We start from the raw sequence: 16655 nt of genomic DNA on the forward strand, positions 1-16655 counted from the left end.
CAAGTTCCGCTCCTGAAACGGGGACGTTCTCGTCGACATAGCCCTACCTCATCGTTCGCCACCGGATCGATCGGACACCAAACCTACATCCAGACATCCGCGCTCAACTCAGCCTGAATACATCGATCAGATGGTGGCAGCGCCGGTCCGCGTACCGAGGCCGAGGCCGAGGCGAGGTTCCCGCGGACAGGGCCGTTGATGACCCGGAAGCTGAATCTCGAGTTGATCGCCGAGCACTGGAACGACTTGCTCCGGCTGGCGGGGTCGTTGAAGTTCGGGCACGCCACCGCCTCGCTGCTGGTCGGAAAGCTCTCGGCGTCGGGTCGTCAGAACGCCCTGGCTGCCGCGTTGAAGGAGTACGGGGCGCTGCGGCGCACCATCTACGCCGCGAAGTACCTGTGGGATCCGGACTATCGGCGCAAGATCTCCCGCCAGCTGAACAAGGGCGAGTCCCTGCACGCGCTGCGCCGCGACCTGCTCTACACCCACGAGGGCATGATCTCTGCCCGGCACCTGGACGGGCAGACCGAACAGGCCTGGTGCCTCACGTTGGCGACGAACACCGTGATCGCCTGGACGACAGAGTATTACGGCCTGGCGGTCGAGCAGATGCGGCGTACCGGCCGTCGTATCGATCAGGACGTACTGGCCCACATCAGTCCAGCGCACAGCGAGAACATCAATTTCTTCGGCGCGATCGAGGTCGATATCGACGCCGAACTCGCCGCGTTGGGGCCGACCGGGTACCGGCCGCTGCGGGTGCGCGACACCCTGTTCTAGAGAGTGTCAGCGTGCTCAGCAGGTGGATAGCTGGGCGGAGGTCGTCGCGGCTGGCAGTGTTCCGGCTTCGATGCCGGCCAGGGACCGGATGCCATACAGGCGGTCGCGTAGAGCAGACCCTCGGGCAGGCTGATCAGGTTGTGCCCGCCGCTGCGCCCCAAAGTCGTCACGGCTGCGGGACGATCGCTGGAGCAACAGTGACGACGGCCTGGCCGACGGCGCCTCCGCTGCGGCTGGTGATGGCGGCGGGGACGTCATCGAAGTCGTAGGTCTCGGTGACGGGCGGGGTGATCGATCCGTCGCGCAGGAAGGCGGAGAGGGCTTCGCGGGTGAGGTCGCGTTCGGTGTCGGAGCGGAAGAGGGCAAGGGCTCCGCTGACGGAGTAGTCGTTGAAGACGATGTGCTGGGGGTCGGGTTGTCCCCACGTGCCGCTGGCGAAGCCGACCAGCAGAATGCGTCCCCCACGGCTGACAGCCGAGGTGGCTTGCTCGTATGCTTCACCGCCGACCGTGTCGTAGATGACGTCGGCGCCATGACCGCCGCTGAGTTCGAGCACTGTCTCGGCGAGGTCGTGTTCGCTGAGGTCGACGACGTGGTCGGCGCCCTGGAGACGGCAGAAGCGCGCCTTGTCCTCGTGGCGGGCGGTGGCGATGACGGTGGCACCGAGGGCTTTGCCGAGCTGGATGGCGGCCGATCCCGTGCGCCCTGAGCCACCCAGGACCAGGAGGGTCTCGCCTTCGCGGAGCGTGGCCCGGTGGGCGAGGCCGACGTGGGCGACGTGGTATGAGCCGGGGAATCCGGCGGCTTGCGCGTCGGTGAGTTCGGCGGGGGCCGGCGTCGCCCCGGTAGTCGGGCTGAGCGTGTATTCGGCGAGTCCACCGATCGCGATGTCGGCACGGCTGTTGCCCATGATCCGGGTGCCCGCGGAGAAGGGGTATCCGGGGCCGGGTTTGTCCACGATGCCGACGATTTCCTGGCCGGGAGAGACCGGGGCCGAGGGGACCAGCGGGTAGCGGCCCTGGACCATCATGAGGTCGGGAAGCGCGACACTGGCGGCCAGGACGCGCACGCGGGCCTCGTTCGGGCCGGGTTCGGGAAGGGGGACTTCCACCTTCTTCAGGACGGTGTTGGGCGCGCCGAACTCGTTTGCCTGCCAGCGTTTCATGAATGCGTTCCTTTCGGTCGGGGACAAGCGCCGAGCCGTTTGAGGTGGACCCTGTATTCGGGTCGGGCCGCCCAGCCGGCGCGGCCGGTGAACGATCTCTTACTCGTAGTCGAGGACTCGCCCGGTACGTGGGGCACGACTGTGCCACACATACCGGCGGGCTCGTCGGTGGTGTCGGTGACGGAATCGGCGTCAGCGGTGAAGGGAGCGGTTGAGTTCCACCACGTCGTCCAGCGCGGGCGTGGAGGGGAGACCCGCTAGGTACTCCAGCTGGCGGTCACGGATGCCTGGGGTCCGCTCCCGGTCGGCCGCCTGCAGGGCCGGCCCCAGCTCGTCGAGGCTCAGCTCGGTGCAGTACGCGGGCGTTGCCGGCTGCTGACGCCAGGAGTCGGCCAGCTTGCCTGCGTCGAAGGGGTCGAAGCCGCTCTCGTCCACCAGGCGCATGGCCACTTGCCGCGCCTCGTCGGAGTCGGCCGCGACCGGAAGCGCGATCCGGCCTGGTGTTCCCGCGGGAACACCCTTGGTCTTCAAGGTGCCTTCCAGGACCGCGTTCCACGCCTTGACCACCGGTCGTCCCAACTGCTCGGCCACCCACAGGCTCTCGACCTGACCCTGCCCCACCCCCTCGATAGGAACGTTCCACGCCCGGAAGGGGACGTAATTGGTGGTGTCGATGACGACGGTCTCCTCGGGCACGGCAGTGAAGAGTCCGGCCACCTCCGGGACCTTGAAGAAGGGGACGGACAGGATCACGACGTCCTTGCCCTGTACGGCGTCGGCAGCCGTCGCCGCTCGCGCCCCGAATTCCAGCACGTCCGCATCGATGGTCTCCGGCCCCCGGGAGTTCGCGACGGCGACCTCGTGCCCGCCTGCACTGAAGATGCGCGCCAGGTGTGCCCCGATCGCCCCTGTACCGATAACACCAATTTTCATGATTCGTCCTTACTGGAGATGTGCCTCTCCTGAGAGGGGGGAGACGGGATGTGATGACTGTGGGCTTGCGTGGTTGTTCCGGACGTCCTGCTCGCGGTATCCGCTTTCGATGAGAGATCTTCCCTGTGTCTTTCGACCAGGCAGTGAGGGGCAGGGCTAGTGCACGACGACGGGTGCGTCAGCCTGCTCGGGGGCGGGCGTGATTTGGTCGCGGGCGCGCCGGACGAGCAGTCCGCACACGAGTGCGACCGCGACGAGGGCGACGGCTGAGACGGCGAAGATCACGTGGTAGCCGTGTACCGCGGCGGCGTCGGTAGCACCCTTGGTCTGGTCGCGGCCGGCAAGGTATTGCGCGACCGCGCCGCCGTAGATGGTGCTCATCAGAGCCGTTCCGATGGATCCGCCGACCTGCTGCACCATATTGACCGCCGCCGAGGCAACGCCCACGTCGCCGGGCTCGACGCCCAGGGTGCTCGTCGAGATGGCCGCGGTGAAGATCAGTCCCATGCCGAATCCCATCACGGCCAGCGCGGGCAGGACCACGGCGAGATAGGAGCCGTCGACGGAAAGGCCCTGCAGGATCAGCAGGCCCGCGGCGGCGATCAGCGCGCCGACGGTGAGCATCACCCTCGGCCCGACCCTGGGCAGCAGCATGCCGCCCACGAAATTCGCGCTGATGATGACCGCCAGTGGGAAGGGCAGGAACGCGACACCCGTCATCAGCGCGGAGAACCCCAAGGTGCTCTGCAGGTAATAGGTCAGGAACAGAAACAACCCGAACAGGCCGATGTTGGCCAGGACCAAGGCGAGCAGGGCGCCGCCGCGGTCACGGTCGAGGACCACACGAAGCGGGAGCAGGGGGTGTGCCGCGCGCCGTTCCACGAGCACGAACAGGGCCACGAGCGCGACACCGACGAGCAATGAGGCCAGGGTCAGCGCATCGCTCCACCCCTCGGTCTCCGCGCGGGCGAACCCGTACACGATTCCCACGAGACCGACCGTCACCGTGATCGCCCCCAGCACGTCGAGGCGGGGGCGAGCAGTGACCACGATGCGGGGCAGCAGGGATGCCGCGCCGACGAGCGCGACGACGGCGAACACCACGTTGACGAACAGGCACCAGCGCCAGGACATGTACTCGGTCAGCACGCCACCCAGGAGCATGCCGATCGCACCACCCGAGGCGCCGACGGCGCCGAAAATACCAAACGCTTTCGCCCGCTCCCTGCCATCAGTGAAGATCATCGAGATGAGGGACAGCGCGGCCGGGGCCAGGAGCGCGCCGAACACACCCTGCAATGCTCGCGCGCCGACCAGAAAACCGAACGACGGCGCAATACCTCCGAGCACCGACGCCAGAGCGAACCCGGCCAGCCCGATGATGAAAGCGCGCTTTTGCCCGACAAGATCCGCGATGCGACCGCCCAGGAGGAGCAGGCTGCCGAAGGCGAGCGAGTAGGCAGTGACGATCCACTGCCGATCCTCGTCACCGAACTGCAGATCGACCTGGGCGGCAGGCATCGCGATAGTCACGATCGTGCCGTCCAGTATCACCATCAGCTGCGCGATGACGATGAACACGAGAACAAGCCATTTTCGCCTCATCGGCGCGGTCGGCTCGGCACCGCGATCTGTTGACTGAAGCGTTTGCACGCATGCCTCCGGTAGAAACTTGAAACGGAACAGTGAGTCCGGATGGCGACGGTAGCAGAAACGGACTGATGATTCCGAATCGGTGTGCTGGGTAGGATCCCTGTGTGACCGACACGACGAGCCCCCCGACCAGAAAGGATGCCGCGCGCAACCGCGCCCGGTTGCTCGAGGCTGCGGAACAGCTGTTCGCCAGCGAGGGGCTGGATGTGACGTTGAAGGACGTCGCCCTCCGGGCAGGGGTGGGCGTCGGCACCGTCTACCGGCACTTCCCGACGAAGGACGACCTCCTGGATGAGATCTTCGCCGACCGGTTGGCCTCCGCGACCGACAGTGCCCGAAGGGCGGCGGCGGACCCGGATGGGTGGCGCGGTCTCGTCCGCTACCTCGAGGACTCGATGCGCACGCAAAGGGACAACTGCGGCCTGCGCGGACTGGTGATTGCGACCGTCCCCAGCTGCCCGATGGTGGTCAAGTCCCGGACGGAAATTGCCCCGCTGGTGCGGCAGATGGTGGCAAAGGCGCAGAAGCAGGGCACGCTCCGTCCCGACTTCGACGCCACAGACGTCACGTACATCCAGGTGGCGTTGGCGGCGATCATGGAGGCGACCCACGACACCTCGCCGGACCTGTATCGCCAGCACCTCAAGCTGTTCATCGACGGTATGCGTGCGGAAGGACCCCCGGGAGCTGCCTTCCGAGACACCTGACTCCCAACAGGATGATTTTTAAGATGGTGGGCTCGACCCAGGAATGGCAATCCATCGCGGAACAGTTCTCCATCCGCACACGAGTTCTGACTCGAATTGGGGTTGTGGCGAGCTGCGGTTTCGCAACACCGGTATGCCGGATCGGATGTGGGACAGTAACGACCGTTTTCGTCTCATCGTCCGGCACCACCACCCCCGCCGGGCGGTTCCTGTTCCACGTCATCGCCGCCATGGACGAGATGACCGCCGACCTCATCAGCGAAGGCACCCTCGAAGGACTCGAATCCGCCGCGCACGCGGACGAGTCCGCGGGCACCCAGCGGACTAGACCACCTTGCAGACGCTCAAGGCACGCCAGATGTACGACGAAACCGACGACCACGACCAACACCGCTACACCGTCGCCCAGATCGTTCCCATTGCCCCGTGCCGAAGCAGGGCCATGTCAGTGATGCTGTCGGCGCCGACCATGCCCGCGATCAACATGCCGACACAACACCACTACTTTCTGGGGAACGTTCGACCTCGTCCGTCGCGAACCAACCCCGAAAAATCGGGCCTGAGCAGCAGAATCCGCATCTTCGCCATTCCAACACCACCTCGCCGAAGGTGTTGCAATGACCGATATAACCCTGGGGCCGTCAAACGGGACATCTCCGAACAGTCGGGATCACGCCGTCGGCTGCGGTATGGCGCGGTACGAGCAGCGTCAGTACGGCGCCGACGACGGCGGGGACGGCGAAGGCGAGCAGTTGCCAGGTGGTGCCGGCGCCGAGTGCGACGAAAAGTCCCCCGTAAGTGGGGCCGATGATCGCACCGATCCGGCCCACTCCCAATGCCATGCCGAGCCCGGTGGCCCGGCAGGACGCCGGGTAGAAGGTGCCGACGAAGGTGTTGAGCACGATTTGGGTGCCCGTGGTGCCCACACCCGCGAGCAGTACCAGTAGATAGATGACCGCGAGCGGCGGGGCGGTGGCGACGAGCAGCAGAGAGACTGCGGCAATGACGAAGAACGTTGCGGTGACGGGTTTTATGCCGTACCGGTCGGCGAGTACGGCACCGATGAGTGCGCCCGCCGCGCCGCCGACGTTCAGGGTGAGCAGGAACGACAAGGCGGCGCCCAGCGGGTAACCGGCCGACTTCATGAGCGCGGGAAGCCAGGTCGCGACGCCGAACAATACGAGCAGGCAGACCAGGGTCATGCCCCAGAACAGCAGCGTCGCGACAGTGCGGTCCGCGCCGAACAGTGCTCGCAGCCCGCGTCGGGGGCTGGGCTCGGCCGGAGCGGAGCTCGCGGCGTGCTGGAGGTGATAGCGGTCGACGATCGCCGCCGCGGCCTCATGTCGGCCACGAGCATTCAGATAGGCCGGTGACTCCGGCAGGTATCGGAGCATCACCGGAAGGAAAACGAGTGCCGGCACCATCCCGGCCAGGAACATCGCCCGGAACCCATACGCGGGCACGAGCCACAGCGACAGCACTCCGGCAAGTATTCCGCCGATGCTGGTGCCGACGAACCCGAGCGCCACCGACCGGGCCCGAGCACCCGGTTCGGCGAACTCGATCAATGTTGCTGCCGCAGTCGGCATCAGGACACCGGCCCCGAGTCCCACCGCAACACGCCCGACCCCGAACACTTCGGGGCTGGGTGCGAACGCGCACACCCCCATCGCCGTGGAGAAGACGAGGACGGCTGTGAGGAGAGTGCGGCGGCGGCCCCAACGGTCGGCGACGGCCGCGGCGAGCAGGGCGCCGACGAGCATGCCGACTCCGGCGAGGGAGCCGAGCATTCCCACCTGGGTGCCGTCGAGGTTCCAGGAGTCGTAGCTCAACAGTGAGGGGACCACTGTTCCGTACATCAGAAGGTCATACCCCTCGAGGACCAGTGCCATGAAGCAGAGTCCGACGACGGGCGCGGCAGGGGTGATACGGGCAGACATCGGTGTCTCCGCTCGAAGTGACATGACCACGCTGTCCCACCGGAGGCAGGTCAGGGTGAATGCATCGGTGGCTAGGGACGCGTTACGTGCAGCGGGTTTCGAGCCACGCGCCGATCTCGGCGGCGGCCAGGCTGGCGCCGGTGGGGGCGCCGTCGCGGATCGGCCCTCCGAAGTGGGTGCCGGCGACGCGGACGTGCGTTGTGTCGGTCGATCCGAGGGCGTCGACCATCATTGTGGCGTCCTCGGGGAAGCACGCCTGATCACCGGTGAGTTCGACGAACAGTGTCGGGGCGGTGACTGCGGGAGCACAGCGGAGGAAGTCGGCGTTGCTGCTGAGGCCCGACCAGGTAGACAGCCAGGCGTCCGGGGTGGCGAACCGTCCGAAGCCCACGAGTCCGTAGTTGGTCAGGTCGGGTCGCCGGCCGAACAGTGACCCGTAGGGACGCTCGTTCGGGCTCAGGGACAGGTCGGTGAACCTCAGGTCCGCGTCGGTGCGGTACACGGTCAGGACGCGGGGCGCCAGCGCGGCGCGTCGATCCGCCGGGTCCGCGGTGTGCTTGTATCGGCGACGCGCATCGGCGGCTTCGTCGACTCGTGCGCGGGCGATCGCGTCGAGGCGGGCGATCCGGTCGTGCTGCGCTGCCCGGTAGCGGGTGACGAAATCCGGTAAATACGAGGAACTGTGCGGCGGTTCGGCGAAACCGTTCGCAGGATCGAAGGGGTTGAGGTCGGGATCGGCAGCGAGGGGGTCCGACTCGTCGGTGACCGACGGGTCGATCAACCGCAACAGCAGTGCCCCCTGTCCGGGGTGCGGGGCCATGAAAATCGCCGCGTGTGGCAGCGGCATCTCGGCGCCGGGGAGATCGATCGGTCGTCCCGCCGGGGTACGGGTCAACCGCTCCTCTGCCGGTAGTGCGGCCTGCTGGTGATAGAAGGCGAAGAGGGTCCCGCCTCCAGAGTGCCCGAGACTGACGACGTACTCGAACCCTTTCTCCCGCAGGAACACCTGTCCGGCCGCGGCATCAAGCAGCGCCTGCTCGTGCACCAGGGCGATGTCGTTGTTGACCGACCGGGTGCCCTGCGTCCACACCGCGAATCCACGGGCGAGCAGTTCGGGAACGAGCACATGATGAGTCAGATCCTGACGCGGGTGCATCAAGGTGACGACGGTGCGCGCACCGGGAACGACCCGCAGCACGCCGGAGACCTTGGCACCGTCGGCGGTGGCGAGTTCGTGCGTCGACGTCACCGTGGCCTCCGGAGCTCGAGCAGCGTCGATATACCGGCCGGCGCCCAACCGTGAGTTCTCGGTCATCGCGGCTCGACCCGCATGACGTCCTTGTCCCACTGCGTAATTCGAGACTGCGTCAGCCCGGCGACACTGCTGTACCAGACGGCGTGGCGGCAGCCGGTGGCGCGGCGGTCGATGACGATGGCCGTCTCGGAGACGATCCGGAAGTAGGGACCGACGTGGTCGACGGTGACCGCCGGATCCTGACCGGCGACTTCGGCGACCGCCGTGTTCTCCGGGACGTCGAGGACGAACAAGGTCGTCATCGGGTCACCACCTCCTTCGATTCTTGTTCCTGCTGCCAGGCGGCCGCGCGTTCGGTGATCAGTTCCGCCTTGCGAGTCAGCAGGGCGGCCATGCTGGGATCGGGGCCGGTCACCACATCGACGAGGGCGTCGATGGTGAGGTTCGCGTCGAGATCTTCCTGCGGGGTGACCGGACGCAGCGCCCGGGTGATCTCGATCATGTACCCGTTGGGGTCATGGGTGTAGATCGACTCGATCGTCTCGTGCTGGATCTGCATCTCCACCGGCCATGCGCTGTGGTCCAGTCGCCGCCGATATTCCGTCAGGTCCTCCTCGCTGTCGACGTGAATGGCCAGATGACGCGAGCGGATGAAGAAGATGGGCACGTCGTCATCGAAGCGGGAGTACGAGTCGCCCTGTGGTCCACCGTCGAAAGGTTCGAGGCCGAAGTAGTAGAAGAAGGCGAGCCGGTCGTCGTTGCCGATGTCGAAGAAGAAGTGAATGAAGTCGGGGTGTTTTTCCGGTCCCCAGCCGGCGGCGCAGATGGAGTGTACGACCGGGAACCCGAGAACGTCGCGATAGAACTTCACGGTGGCGGCGGGATCGAAGGTCGGGTAAGCGACGTGGTCAACGCCTCTGACGGTGTGCTGCAGTTCGGACATGTAAATTCTCCCAAGGGTTCGGTTACTGGCGGGCGGCAGCCGGCGCGTCGGCGCGCAGCAGACTTCCGGCTCCGGGAATGTCTACGTCGAGGTCGAGTGCGCGCAGTAGGCTGTAGGCGCCGGCGGTAGCGGCCGACAGCACCGGCAGGTCGAACTCGTCTTCCGCGCCTTGGACGAGGTCGAGTGAGGGCATCTGCACGCAGGCGGAGATCACCATGGCATCGGCTCCGGTGCGGTCGAGCGATCGTGCCGCTTCCATGACCCTTTCGCCGGGGATGCAGCCGACCTCGGCGTTGTCGGAGACCTCGAGAGCGCGCCAGTCGGACACCGCAATGCCTTCCTCCTCGATATAGGCGACGACCTGCTCGGCGAGCGGAAGCATGTAAGGCGTGACGAGGATGATCCGTTTCGCGTCGAGGGCGCGGAGCGCTTCGACGAGAGCACCCGCGCTGGAGCGGACCACTGCGTCGGAATCACCGGTCGCCAGTTGCTCGGCGACCAGACTTTCCACGCGTTGGTGCTCCCCGGGTCCCACTGACATCAGGGCGACCAGGCATGCGTAGAGGATGGCGTCGACGCCTGCGTCACCGAGTTCGAGGATGCACCGCTCGCGTTGAGCGTTCATCGCTCGCAGTTGTTCCGGAGACACCGCCTGCATCCGCATGCGGCTCGAGTGGAATGAGAACTGGGCCTTAGCATGTCGGCCGAGCAGGGCCGGCATTTCCGTTTCGACGGTCACATTCGAGCTCGGTACGACGAGTCCGATGCGGTGAATGCCCATGGCGTAGTCCTTCTGATTGGAATGGCAGCTGGGAGCGCGGTCGGCCCTGCCGGATATTTACATTCATGACGATTATTCGACGCGAATGACGATTCGTCAACCCGCGGGTTGGCGCGCCTCACGAGCAACGAGGCCGACTCGAGCCACGTTCGTGTCCGTCCTCACATTCAACACTTGACAGGTCGTCAGTCACGTCGAATACTCGACATTGACGTAAGGAGGTGTTCGAGGATGACCTCACACCCCGTCGCATACCCCCGGCACGAAGGAGCACAGCGGCAATGGCATATGTAATCGGAGTGGACGTCGGTGGCACGTTCACCGACGCGGTGTTGGACGACAACGCCGGCACTGTTCTCGCCGCCAAGGCTCCCTCGACCCCGCCCGACTACTCACGCGGCGTGATCGACGTTCTCGAGGTGCTCGCCGAGCAGCTGGGATGCCCGGTCGAGGAGATGCTGGCAAACACGCACCACATCGCTCACGGCACCACCTCGTCCCTGAACGCCCTCGTCATGGGCAACGTGCCCCCGGTCGGCTTCCTCACCACCAAGGGCCACCGCGACTCGATCTACATCATGAACGTCGAAGGACGTTATCTTGGCAGCTCACCTGAGCAGCTCCAGAACGTGATGGGACAGAGCAAGTCCCACGGTCTCGTCCCGAAGAAGCACGCCCTGGAGGTGACCGAGCGGCTCGACCGGGACGGCAACGTCGTCGTAGCCCTCGACGAGGACTCCGCCCGCGAGTCCATCCGCGAGCTCCTCGCCGAGGAGGTGTCGGGGATTGCGGTCTCGCTGTTGTGGTCGTTCCGCAACCCCGTGCATGAACAGCGCATTCGCGAACTCGTCCACGAAATCGACCCGACGATGTTCGTTTCCCTGTCGAGCGAGGTGAGTCCCCGCATCCGCGAGTTCGCCCGCAACGCGACGACCATCATGAGCACCCAGATCGGGCCCGGGCTCCGAGACTACCTCGGCGAATTGGAGTCCCAGCTGCGCAAGCTCCAACTCGCGGGACCTCTGCTGGTGATGCAGAGCAACGGCGGCGCTGTCGCCGCCGCGGAGGCACCGAAGAACGCGATCAGCACAGTCGGATCAGTGCTGACCGGCGGTGTGGTGGGCGCCGTCTCCCTCGGCAAGCAACTCGACCACCGCAACATCATCGCCACCGACGTCGGCGGAACCACCTTCCTCGTCGGACTCGTCGTCGACGGGGAGCCCGTCCGGTCCTCCAGCACGATCATCAACCACCATCCGATCAACGTGCCGACCCTCGAGGTCCACGCAATCGGCTCCGGCGGTGGCGCCATCGCCTGGATCGACGCCGGTGGCAACCTGCAAATCGGCCCGCACAGCGCGCAGGCCGTCCCCGGCCCGGCCTGTTACGGCCAGGGCGGCACCGAACCGACCAACGCCGACGCCAATCTGGTGCTGGGAATCCTGCCCGAACGTGGCCTCCTCGGTGGGCGTAAACCGCTCGACAAACACCTTGCGCGCGAAGCGATCCGCACCAGAATTGCAGAGCCCCTGGGCCTGTCGATCGAGGACGCCGCCGCGGCCATCTACGCGGTCCAGAACGCCCAGACCGGCGACCTGCTTCGCAAGACCGTGGTCGAGGCCGGCCACGATCCCCGGAACTTCGTCCTCTACGCCTTCGGCGGGTCCGGCCCAGCCCACTGCGCGGCCTACGCCGCCGAAGTCGGTGTCCGGGAGGTCATCGTTCCGCTCGGCCAAGTCGCTTCGGCCTTCTCGGCGTACGGTCTCGCGTCGTCCAACATCGTCCTCGCCGCCGAACTGTCCGACCCGGCCGCCATGCCCCTCGACCCCGCCCGCGCCGAGCGCAACTTCACGCAGCTGGAAAACCAGGTGCTCGAACAGATCAACCGACAGGGCTTGACCTTCACGAGCGTCGAGATCGAGCGTGAGATCGACATGCGATACACCATGCAGCTCGCCGAGGTCGCCACCCCGATCCCGGCCGGAGACCTCGACGCAGTCGGGATCGCGCAGGCGTCGGATCTGTTCGAGCAGCGGTACGCCGAACTCTACGGAGAGGACAGCGGATTCCGGGAAGCCGGCATTCAGGCAATTACTTACCGGGTGCGCGCGACCGGCATTCTGCCCTTCTCCCCCACGCTTCCGGAACTGAAGTCCGCGGACTCCGCCGATGCATCCGCCGCCAGGATCGGCACCCGCAAGGTCTGCCTGAACGGCCGGATCGGATACGTGGACACCGACGTCTACGACTACAGCAAGCTGCTCGCCGGACACGTACTGTCCGGCCCGGCGATCGTCGAGGTCCCGACGACCACCGTCGTCGTCCCCCACGGCACCACCGGCACCGTCGACCGTCTCGGCAACCTCAACATCGTCGCCCACTAGGAGCACCGAAGATGACCATGCAAATTCCCGGCGCCGAGGTTTTCTCGAGCCGACCCGTCGACCCCGACGCGCTCTCCCGATCCCTTCCGCCGAGGCTGGAAGTCCACACGGTCACCGACGAACAGATCGACAACCTCGACCCGCTTACCTATGAGGTCATCCGGCACCGTCTGTGGTCGGTCACCGACGAGATGGGTGAGGCACTCAAGCGAATGTCCGGTTCCCCCATCGTCACCGATGCAAACGACTTCGACTTCGCCATCAGTGACGAGCTCGGCCAGGAAGTCCAGGTCGGCCTCTACAACACCATGCTCGTCGGCGCCGTCGACCTCGCGATCTACTGGACCCTGCAGCACCGCGCCACCAATCCGGGCATCACCGAAGGTGACATGTTCTTGTGCAACGACCCCTGGGTCGGGGGCGGCTTGCACCAGAGCGACGTGATCGTCTATCAGCCGATCTTCCACGAAGGCAAGCTGTTCGCCTGGACCAGTGCGATCTGCCACGAGCCCGATCTCGGCGGATCCGGCCTCGGGTCCTTCGACCCCGCAGCCAAGGATGTGTTCTCCGAGTCGCTGCCCACCCCGCCGATCAAGGTGGTCCGCGACTACGAACTGCAGCGCGACGTCGCCGATGCCTGGGTACGGCGCTCGCGGGTCCCGATGCTCGTCGGACTCGACCTGCGGGCGAAGATCGGCGCCAACACGGTCGGCCGCAATCGGCTTCTCGCCGTGATCGAGCAGTACGGTGCCGACACCGTCAAGGCCGTGATGAAGCGCATGATGGCCGACGCCGAGAGTCGGCTGCGGGGCAAGCTCACCTCACTGCCCGACGGAACCTGGAAGGCCACCGGCTACCAGGACCAGTCACACACCGGGGACCGCGGCGTCCACAAGATCACAGTCGCGATGACCAAGACCGCCGATCACCTCACTTTCGACTTCACCGGCACCGACCCCCAGACCGGCGTCATCAACTGCACCTACGCCGGCATGCGCGGCGGCGTCATGCTGGCTCTGCTGCCGATCCTCGCCGGCGACATTCCGTGGTCCGCGGGCGGGCTGATGCGCTGCTTCGACCTCGTCGCCGAGGAAGGGACGATCAACAACGCCACCTTCCCCGCCGCCGTCAGCCGCGGCCCGATCGGACCGGCGTGGCTCACCGGCACCCTGATCGCCGAATGCCTGTCCCAGATGCTCGACCGCTCCGTCGATCTCGGCACGAGTGTGCAGGCCGCCTGCTGCGGCACCTGGGACACCGCGGTGATCGCCGGTCTCGACGAGCGCCCCGAACAATCGGTACCGTTCCTCAACATCATGATGGAACCCATGGCGGGCGGATACGGTGCGCGCCCAACCGCCGACGGCATGGACACCGGTGGCCTGTTCTGCATCCCGATGGGCCGCATTCCGGACACCGAGATGACCGAGTTCCTCTATCCGCTGCTCACCCTGTGGCGCCGCGAGGAACCCGATTCCGGCGGACCGGGACGTCACCGCGGCGGTGTCAGCGCCTCCATCGCCATCACCCCCTACGGCACCAGCCTGCCGATGGGCCTTGTCCTGGCATCCGCCGGCAAGGCCGTCGCCCAGAACAACGGACTCGCCGGCGGATACCCCGGAAATACCGGGGTCGAGGTGCTTGCCCGCGGCACCGACATCGTCGAGCAATTCGCGGCCGGCCGCATTCCGGGGTCGCTCGACGACCTCGGCGGCGGTCGTGAACTCGGAGCCTGCTACGCCGAGAGCTATGTCGCCCCCGGCGAGGTGTTGTACATGCACTGGCAGGGCGGCGGCGGATACGGCGACCCCTTGCTGCGCGACCCGGCCGCGGTGGCCGCCGACTTCCGCGAGGGCAAGGTCACCGCATCCGGTGCCGAGACCGTGTACGGCGTCATCCTCGGTGACGGCGCCGTCGACGAGACTCGAACCTCGGATCGGCGAGACGCGATGCGCACCGAGAGGCGAGAGCGCTCCGGTGCCGCACCGATCGACGCCCCCACACTCGATCTGACCGGCGCTCGCCGACTCGACGACAACCTCGCCGAGGTCACCATCGGAGACACCCGCGCCATCGCCTGCGCCCAGTGCGGACGACTTCTCGGAGACGACAAGAACAACACGTCGCTCGATCTGGCACGGTTCGAAGGTCCGTCGTCGACCGCCGGACCACAGGTCACGTCCGACCCGGCCGAGTACGTCGACACCCCCGTCGTATTCCGGCAGCTGTGCTGCCCGGGCTGCTGGACCGCCATCTACTCCGGCATCGTGCCTGCCGATCACCCGGACCACGCCCTCGAGCTGGCACGGCTTCTGCCTGCCGTCACGGAGCGGTGATGTTTCCCGCCGCCACAATCAGGACCAGCAGAGGAGATCGACCGTGACATTCTCGGACTGGGGTGGGCGCCTGGTCCCGTTCCCGGAGGATCGGGCCGATCACTACCGCGCAAGCGGTGCGTGGAGTAGTGATCCCACCGGGCAGCGACTGCACGAGATCGCCACCCGCTTCCCGGACCGATCGGCCGTGATCACCGCGGAACGGGAGATCAGCTTCATCGAACTCGACCGGCGCACCGACCAGATCGCGGCCGGGCTGATCCGGCTCGGTCTCCAGCGACTCGACCCGGTCATCTTCCAACTGACCAACCGACTGGAAACCGTCCTCGCCTGGTACGGCTGCGTCAAAGCCGGGCTGATTCCGGTGGCGACGTTGGCTGCGCACCGCATGCACGAAATCGGGAATATCAGTCGCAAGGTCGGTGCCGTTGCGCACATCGTCGAGGCGAGTCTGCCGACTTTCGATCTCGTCGGGTTCGCCCGCGAACATGCCGCCGACCATCCCACTATTCGCCATATCCTCACCGTCGCCGGCGCCTCCGACGGCGCCGAACCGAGACTCGAAGAACTGGGGCTGGACATCCCGGTCACGTCGGCGCGAGCGATCGTCGAGCAGACCGAGGCACAGACCGACCCACTCGACGTCGCGGCGTTCCAACTTTCCGGCGGCACCACCGGGGTCCCGAAGGTCATTCCACGCATTCACGCCGAATACTGGAACAACGCCCTGCTCTACGCGCGGCGACTCGGTTGGGACGAACACAGTCGTGTGGCACATCTGATTCCGATCATCCACAACGCCGGGATCACCTGTGGTTTGCACGCAGCGCACTCGGTCGGTGCCTGCCTGATCCTGGCCACTGCCGACGCCTCCTCGGCGTTCGAACTGATGGCACGGGCCCGGGCAACCGAGGTCCTGATCGGGCACGGTCACTACCAGGCCGTGCTGAGCCCGGACTTCGACAAGGCCCGCGCATCACTGTCCCGCGTCGTACTGTCCGGTGCCAAGGTTCCACTCGAACTGTTCGAGCGTGTCGACGACGGTGCCGGCCACTGGGCCGGGCAGCTGTTCGGCATGTCCGAAGGCCTGTTCACGGTGACTCCGCCCCGTGCCCCCACCCAGGCGCGACTGAGGACAGTGGGCACCCCGGTCGCCGCGGACGATGAAATCCGCATCCTCGAGCCCGGCACCGAGAACGAACTCGGCGACGGAGAGGTGGGAGAACTTTGTTGCCGAGGCCCGTACACGATCCCCGGTTACTTCGACGCCCCGGACCACAACCGGGAAGCCTTCACCTCCGACGGCTTCTACCGCACAGGGGACCTCGCCGCGATCACGATCATCGACGGTGAGCGGTACCTGTCGATCGAAGGCCGCATCAAAGATCTCATCAACCGTGGCGGGGAGAAGATCAACGCCGAAGAACTCGAACTGCTCCTGCTCGCACACCCCGGAGTCGCACACGCGGCGGTCGTCGCCATGCCCGACCCGCGACTCGGGGAAAGAACCTGCGCGTACCTGGTAGCCACTGACGGAGAACCGCTGCCACTCAGCGATATTCAGGCCCATCTGATGCAACTCGGTGTGGCCAAGTTCAAATGGCCCGAACGGCTCGAATGGGCCTCGTCGTTGCCGCACACGAACGTGAACAAGATCGACAAGAAGCGATTGCGTGCCGAGATCGCAGCGAAAGTGGCCGCCGAGGCAGAAATGAGTCACACGGTCGTGTAAATCAAAGGTTCAACACCTTTCGGGGCATGCCTCAGCGAGGCATGCC

Annotated in this window: 12 protein-coding genes and 2 pseudogenes; 6 read left to right on the top strand and 8 right to left on the bottom strand. The window is 66.2% G+C overall.

The window, feature by feature from the left end:
* Positions 1 to 144: 144 nt before the first annotated feature.
* Positions 145 to 780 (top strand): annotated as a pseudogene (locus tag R4P95_RS05485) (Tn3 family transposase); the annotation flags it as partial.
* A gap of 166 nt (positions 781 to 946) precedes the next feature.
* On the opposite strand, the gene R4P95_RS05490 reads toward R4P95_RS05485, so the two are convergent.
* The 3 genes from R4P95_RS05490 to R4P95_RS05500 form a co-directional block, all read right to left on the bottom strand.
* On the bottom strand, positions 947 to 1945 hold the full coding sequence (locus tag R4P95_RS05490) for an NADPH:quinone oxidoreductase family protein (RefSeq protein ID WP_213573855.1): 999 nt from the start codon (positions 1943 to 1945) through the stop codon (positions 947 to 949).
* 192 nt (positions 1946 to 2137) lie between these two features.
* Positions 2138 to 2878, bottom strand: a complete 741-nt coding sequence (locus tag R4P95_RS05495) for an NADPH-dependent F420 reductase (protein WP_317743803.1) — start codon at positions 2876 to 2878, stop codon at positions 2138 to 2140.
* A 156-nt stretch (positions 2879 to 3034) separates the two neighbouring features.
* Positions 3035 to 4483 carry an MFS transporter gene (locus R4P95_RS05500; RefSeq protein WP_317758242.1) on the bottom strand — a complete coding sequence of 483 codons (1449 nt, stop codon included), beginning with the start codon at positions 4481 to 4483 and terminating at the stop codon, positions 3035 to 3037.
* Between the two features lie 152 nt (positions 4484 to 4635).
* Between R4P95_RS05500 and R4P95_RS05505 the strand changes: the two genes are divergently transcribed.
* Positions 4636 to 5238: a TetR/AcrR family transcriptional regulator gene (locus tag R4P95_RS05505; protein ID WP_213573861.1), complete on the top strand. Its 603-nt coding sequence runs from the start codon at positions 4636 to 4638 to the stop codon at positions 5236 to 5238.
* Between the two features lie 23 nt (positions 5239 to 5261).
* Positions 5262 to 5525 (top strand): annotated as a pseudogene (locus R4P95_RS33525) (hypothetical protein); the annotation flags it as partial.
* A 354-nt stretch (positions 5526 to 5879) separates the two neighbouring features.
* Here the strand turns inward: R4P95_RS33525 and R4P95_RS05510 are convergent.
* The 5 genes from R4P95_RS05510 to R4P95_RS05530 form a co-directional block, all read right to left on the bottom strand.
* A complete protein-coding gene (locus R4P95_RS05510; protein ID WP_317743805.1) occupies positions 5880 to 7178 on the bottom strand; it encodes an aromatic acid/H+ symport family MFS transporter in 1299 nt (432 codons plus the stop codon).
* An 82-nt stretch (positions 7179 to 7260) separates the two neighbouring features.
* Positions 7261 to 8493 (bottom strand): alpha/beta hydrolase, encoded by a 1233-nt coding sequence (locus R4P95_RS05515; protein ID WP_317743806.1) that lies wholly within the window; start codon positions 8491 to 8493, stop codon positions 7261 to 7263.
* Positions 8490 to 8735: a hypothetical protein gene (locus R4P95_RS05520; protein WP_317743807.1), complete on the bottom strand. Its 246-nt coding sequence runs from the start codon at positions 8733 to 8735 to the stop codon at positions 8490 to 8492. The genes R4P95_RS05515 and R4P95_RS05520 overlap by 4 nt, the downstream gene beginning before the upstream one ends.
* The gene (locus R4P95_RS05525; protein ID WP_159919199.1) at positions 8732 to 9376 is read right to left on the bottom strand and encodes a VOC family protein; all 645 of its coding nucleotides are present in this window, start codon (positions 9374 to 9376) and stop codon (positions 8732 to 8734) included. Before R4P95_RS05525 ends, R4P95_RS05520 begins: the two co-directional genes overlap by 4 nt.
* Positions 9377 to 9398: 22 nt before the next feature.
* Positions 9399 to 10157 carry a maleate cis-trans isomerase gene (locus R4P95_RS05530; RefSeq protein WP_317743808.1) on the bottom strand — a complete coding sequence of 253 codons (759 nt, stop codon included), beginning with the start codon at positions 10155 to 10157 and terminating at the stop codon, positions 9399 to 9401.
* A 281-nt stretch (positions 10158 to 10438) separates the two neighbouring features.
* Between R4P95_RS05530 and R4P95_RS05535 the strand changes: the two genes are divergently transcribed.
* The 3 genes from R4P95_RS05535 to R4P95_RS05545 are packed head-to-tail and all read left to right on the top strand — an operon-like array spanning position 10439 to position 16609.
* Complete coding sequence (locus tag R4P95_RS05535; RefSeq protein WP_213573868.1) at positions 10439 to 12541, top strand: hydantoinase/oxoprolinase family protein; 2103 nt, start codon at positions 10439 to 10441, stop codon at positions 12539 to 12541.
* Positions 12542 to 12552: 11 nt separating this feature from the next.
* Positions 12553 to 14877 carry a hydantoinase B/oxoprolinase family protein gene (locus R4P95_RS05540; protein ID WP_317743809.1) on the top strand — a complete coding sequence of 775 codons (2325 nt, stop codon included), beginning with the start codon at positions 12553 to 12555 and terminating at the stop codon, positions 14875 to 14877.
* Between the two features lie 43 nt (positions 14878 to 14920).
* A complete protein-coding gene (locus tag R4P95_RS05545) occupies positions 14921 to 16609 on the top strand; it encodes a (2,3-dihydroxybenzoyl)adenylate synthase (RefSeq protein ID WP_317743810.1) in 1689 nt (562 codons plus the stop codon).
* Positions 16610 to 16655 lie beyond the last annotated feature (46 nt).

Source organism: Rhodococcus sp. IEGM 27 (assembly GCF_033142305.1).
GTDB classification, from domain to species: Bacteria; Actinomycetota; Actinomycetes; order Mycobacteriales; family Mycobacteriaceae; genus Rhodococcus_F; species Rhodococcus_F oxybenzonivorans.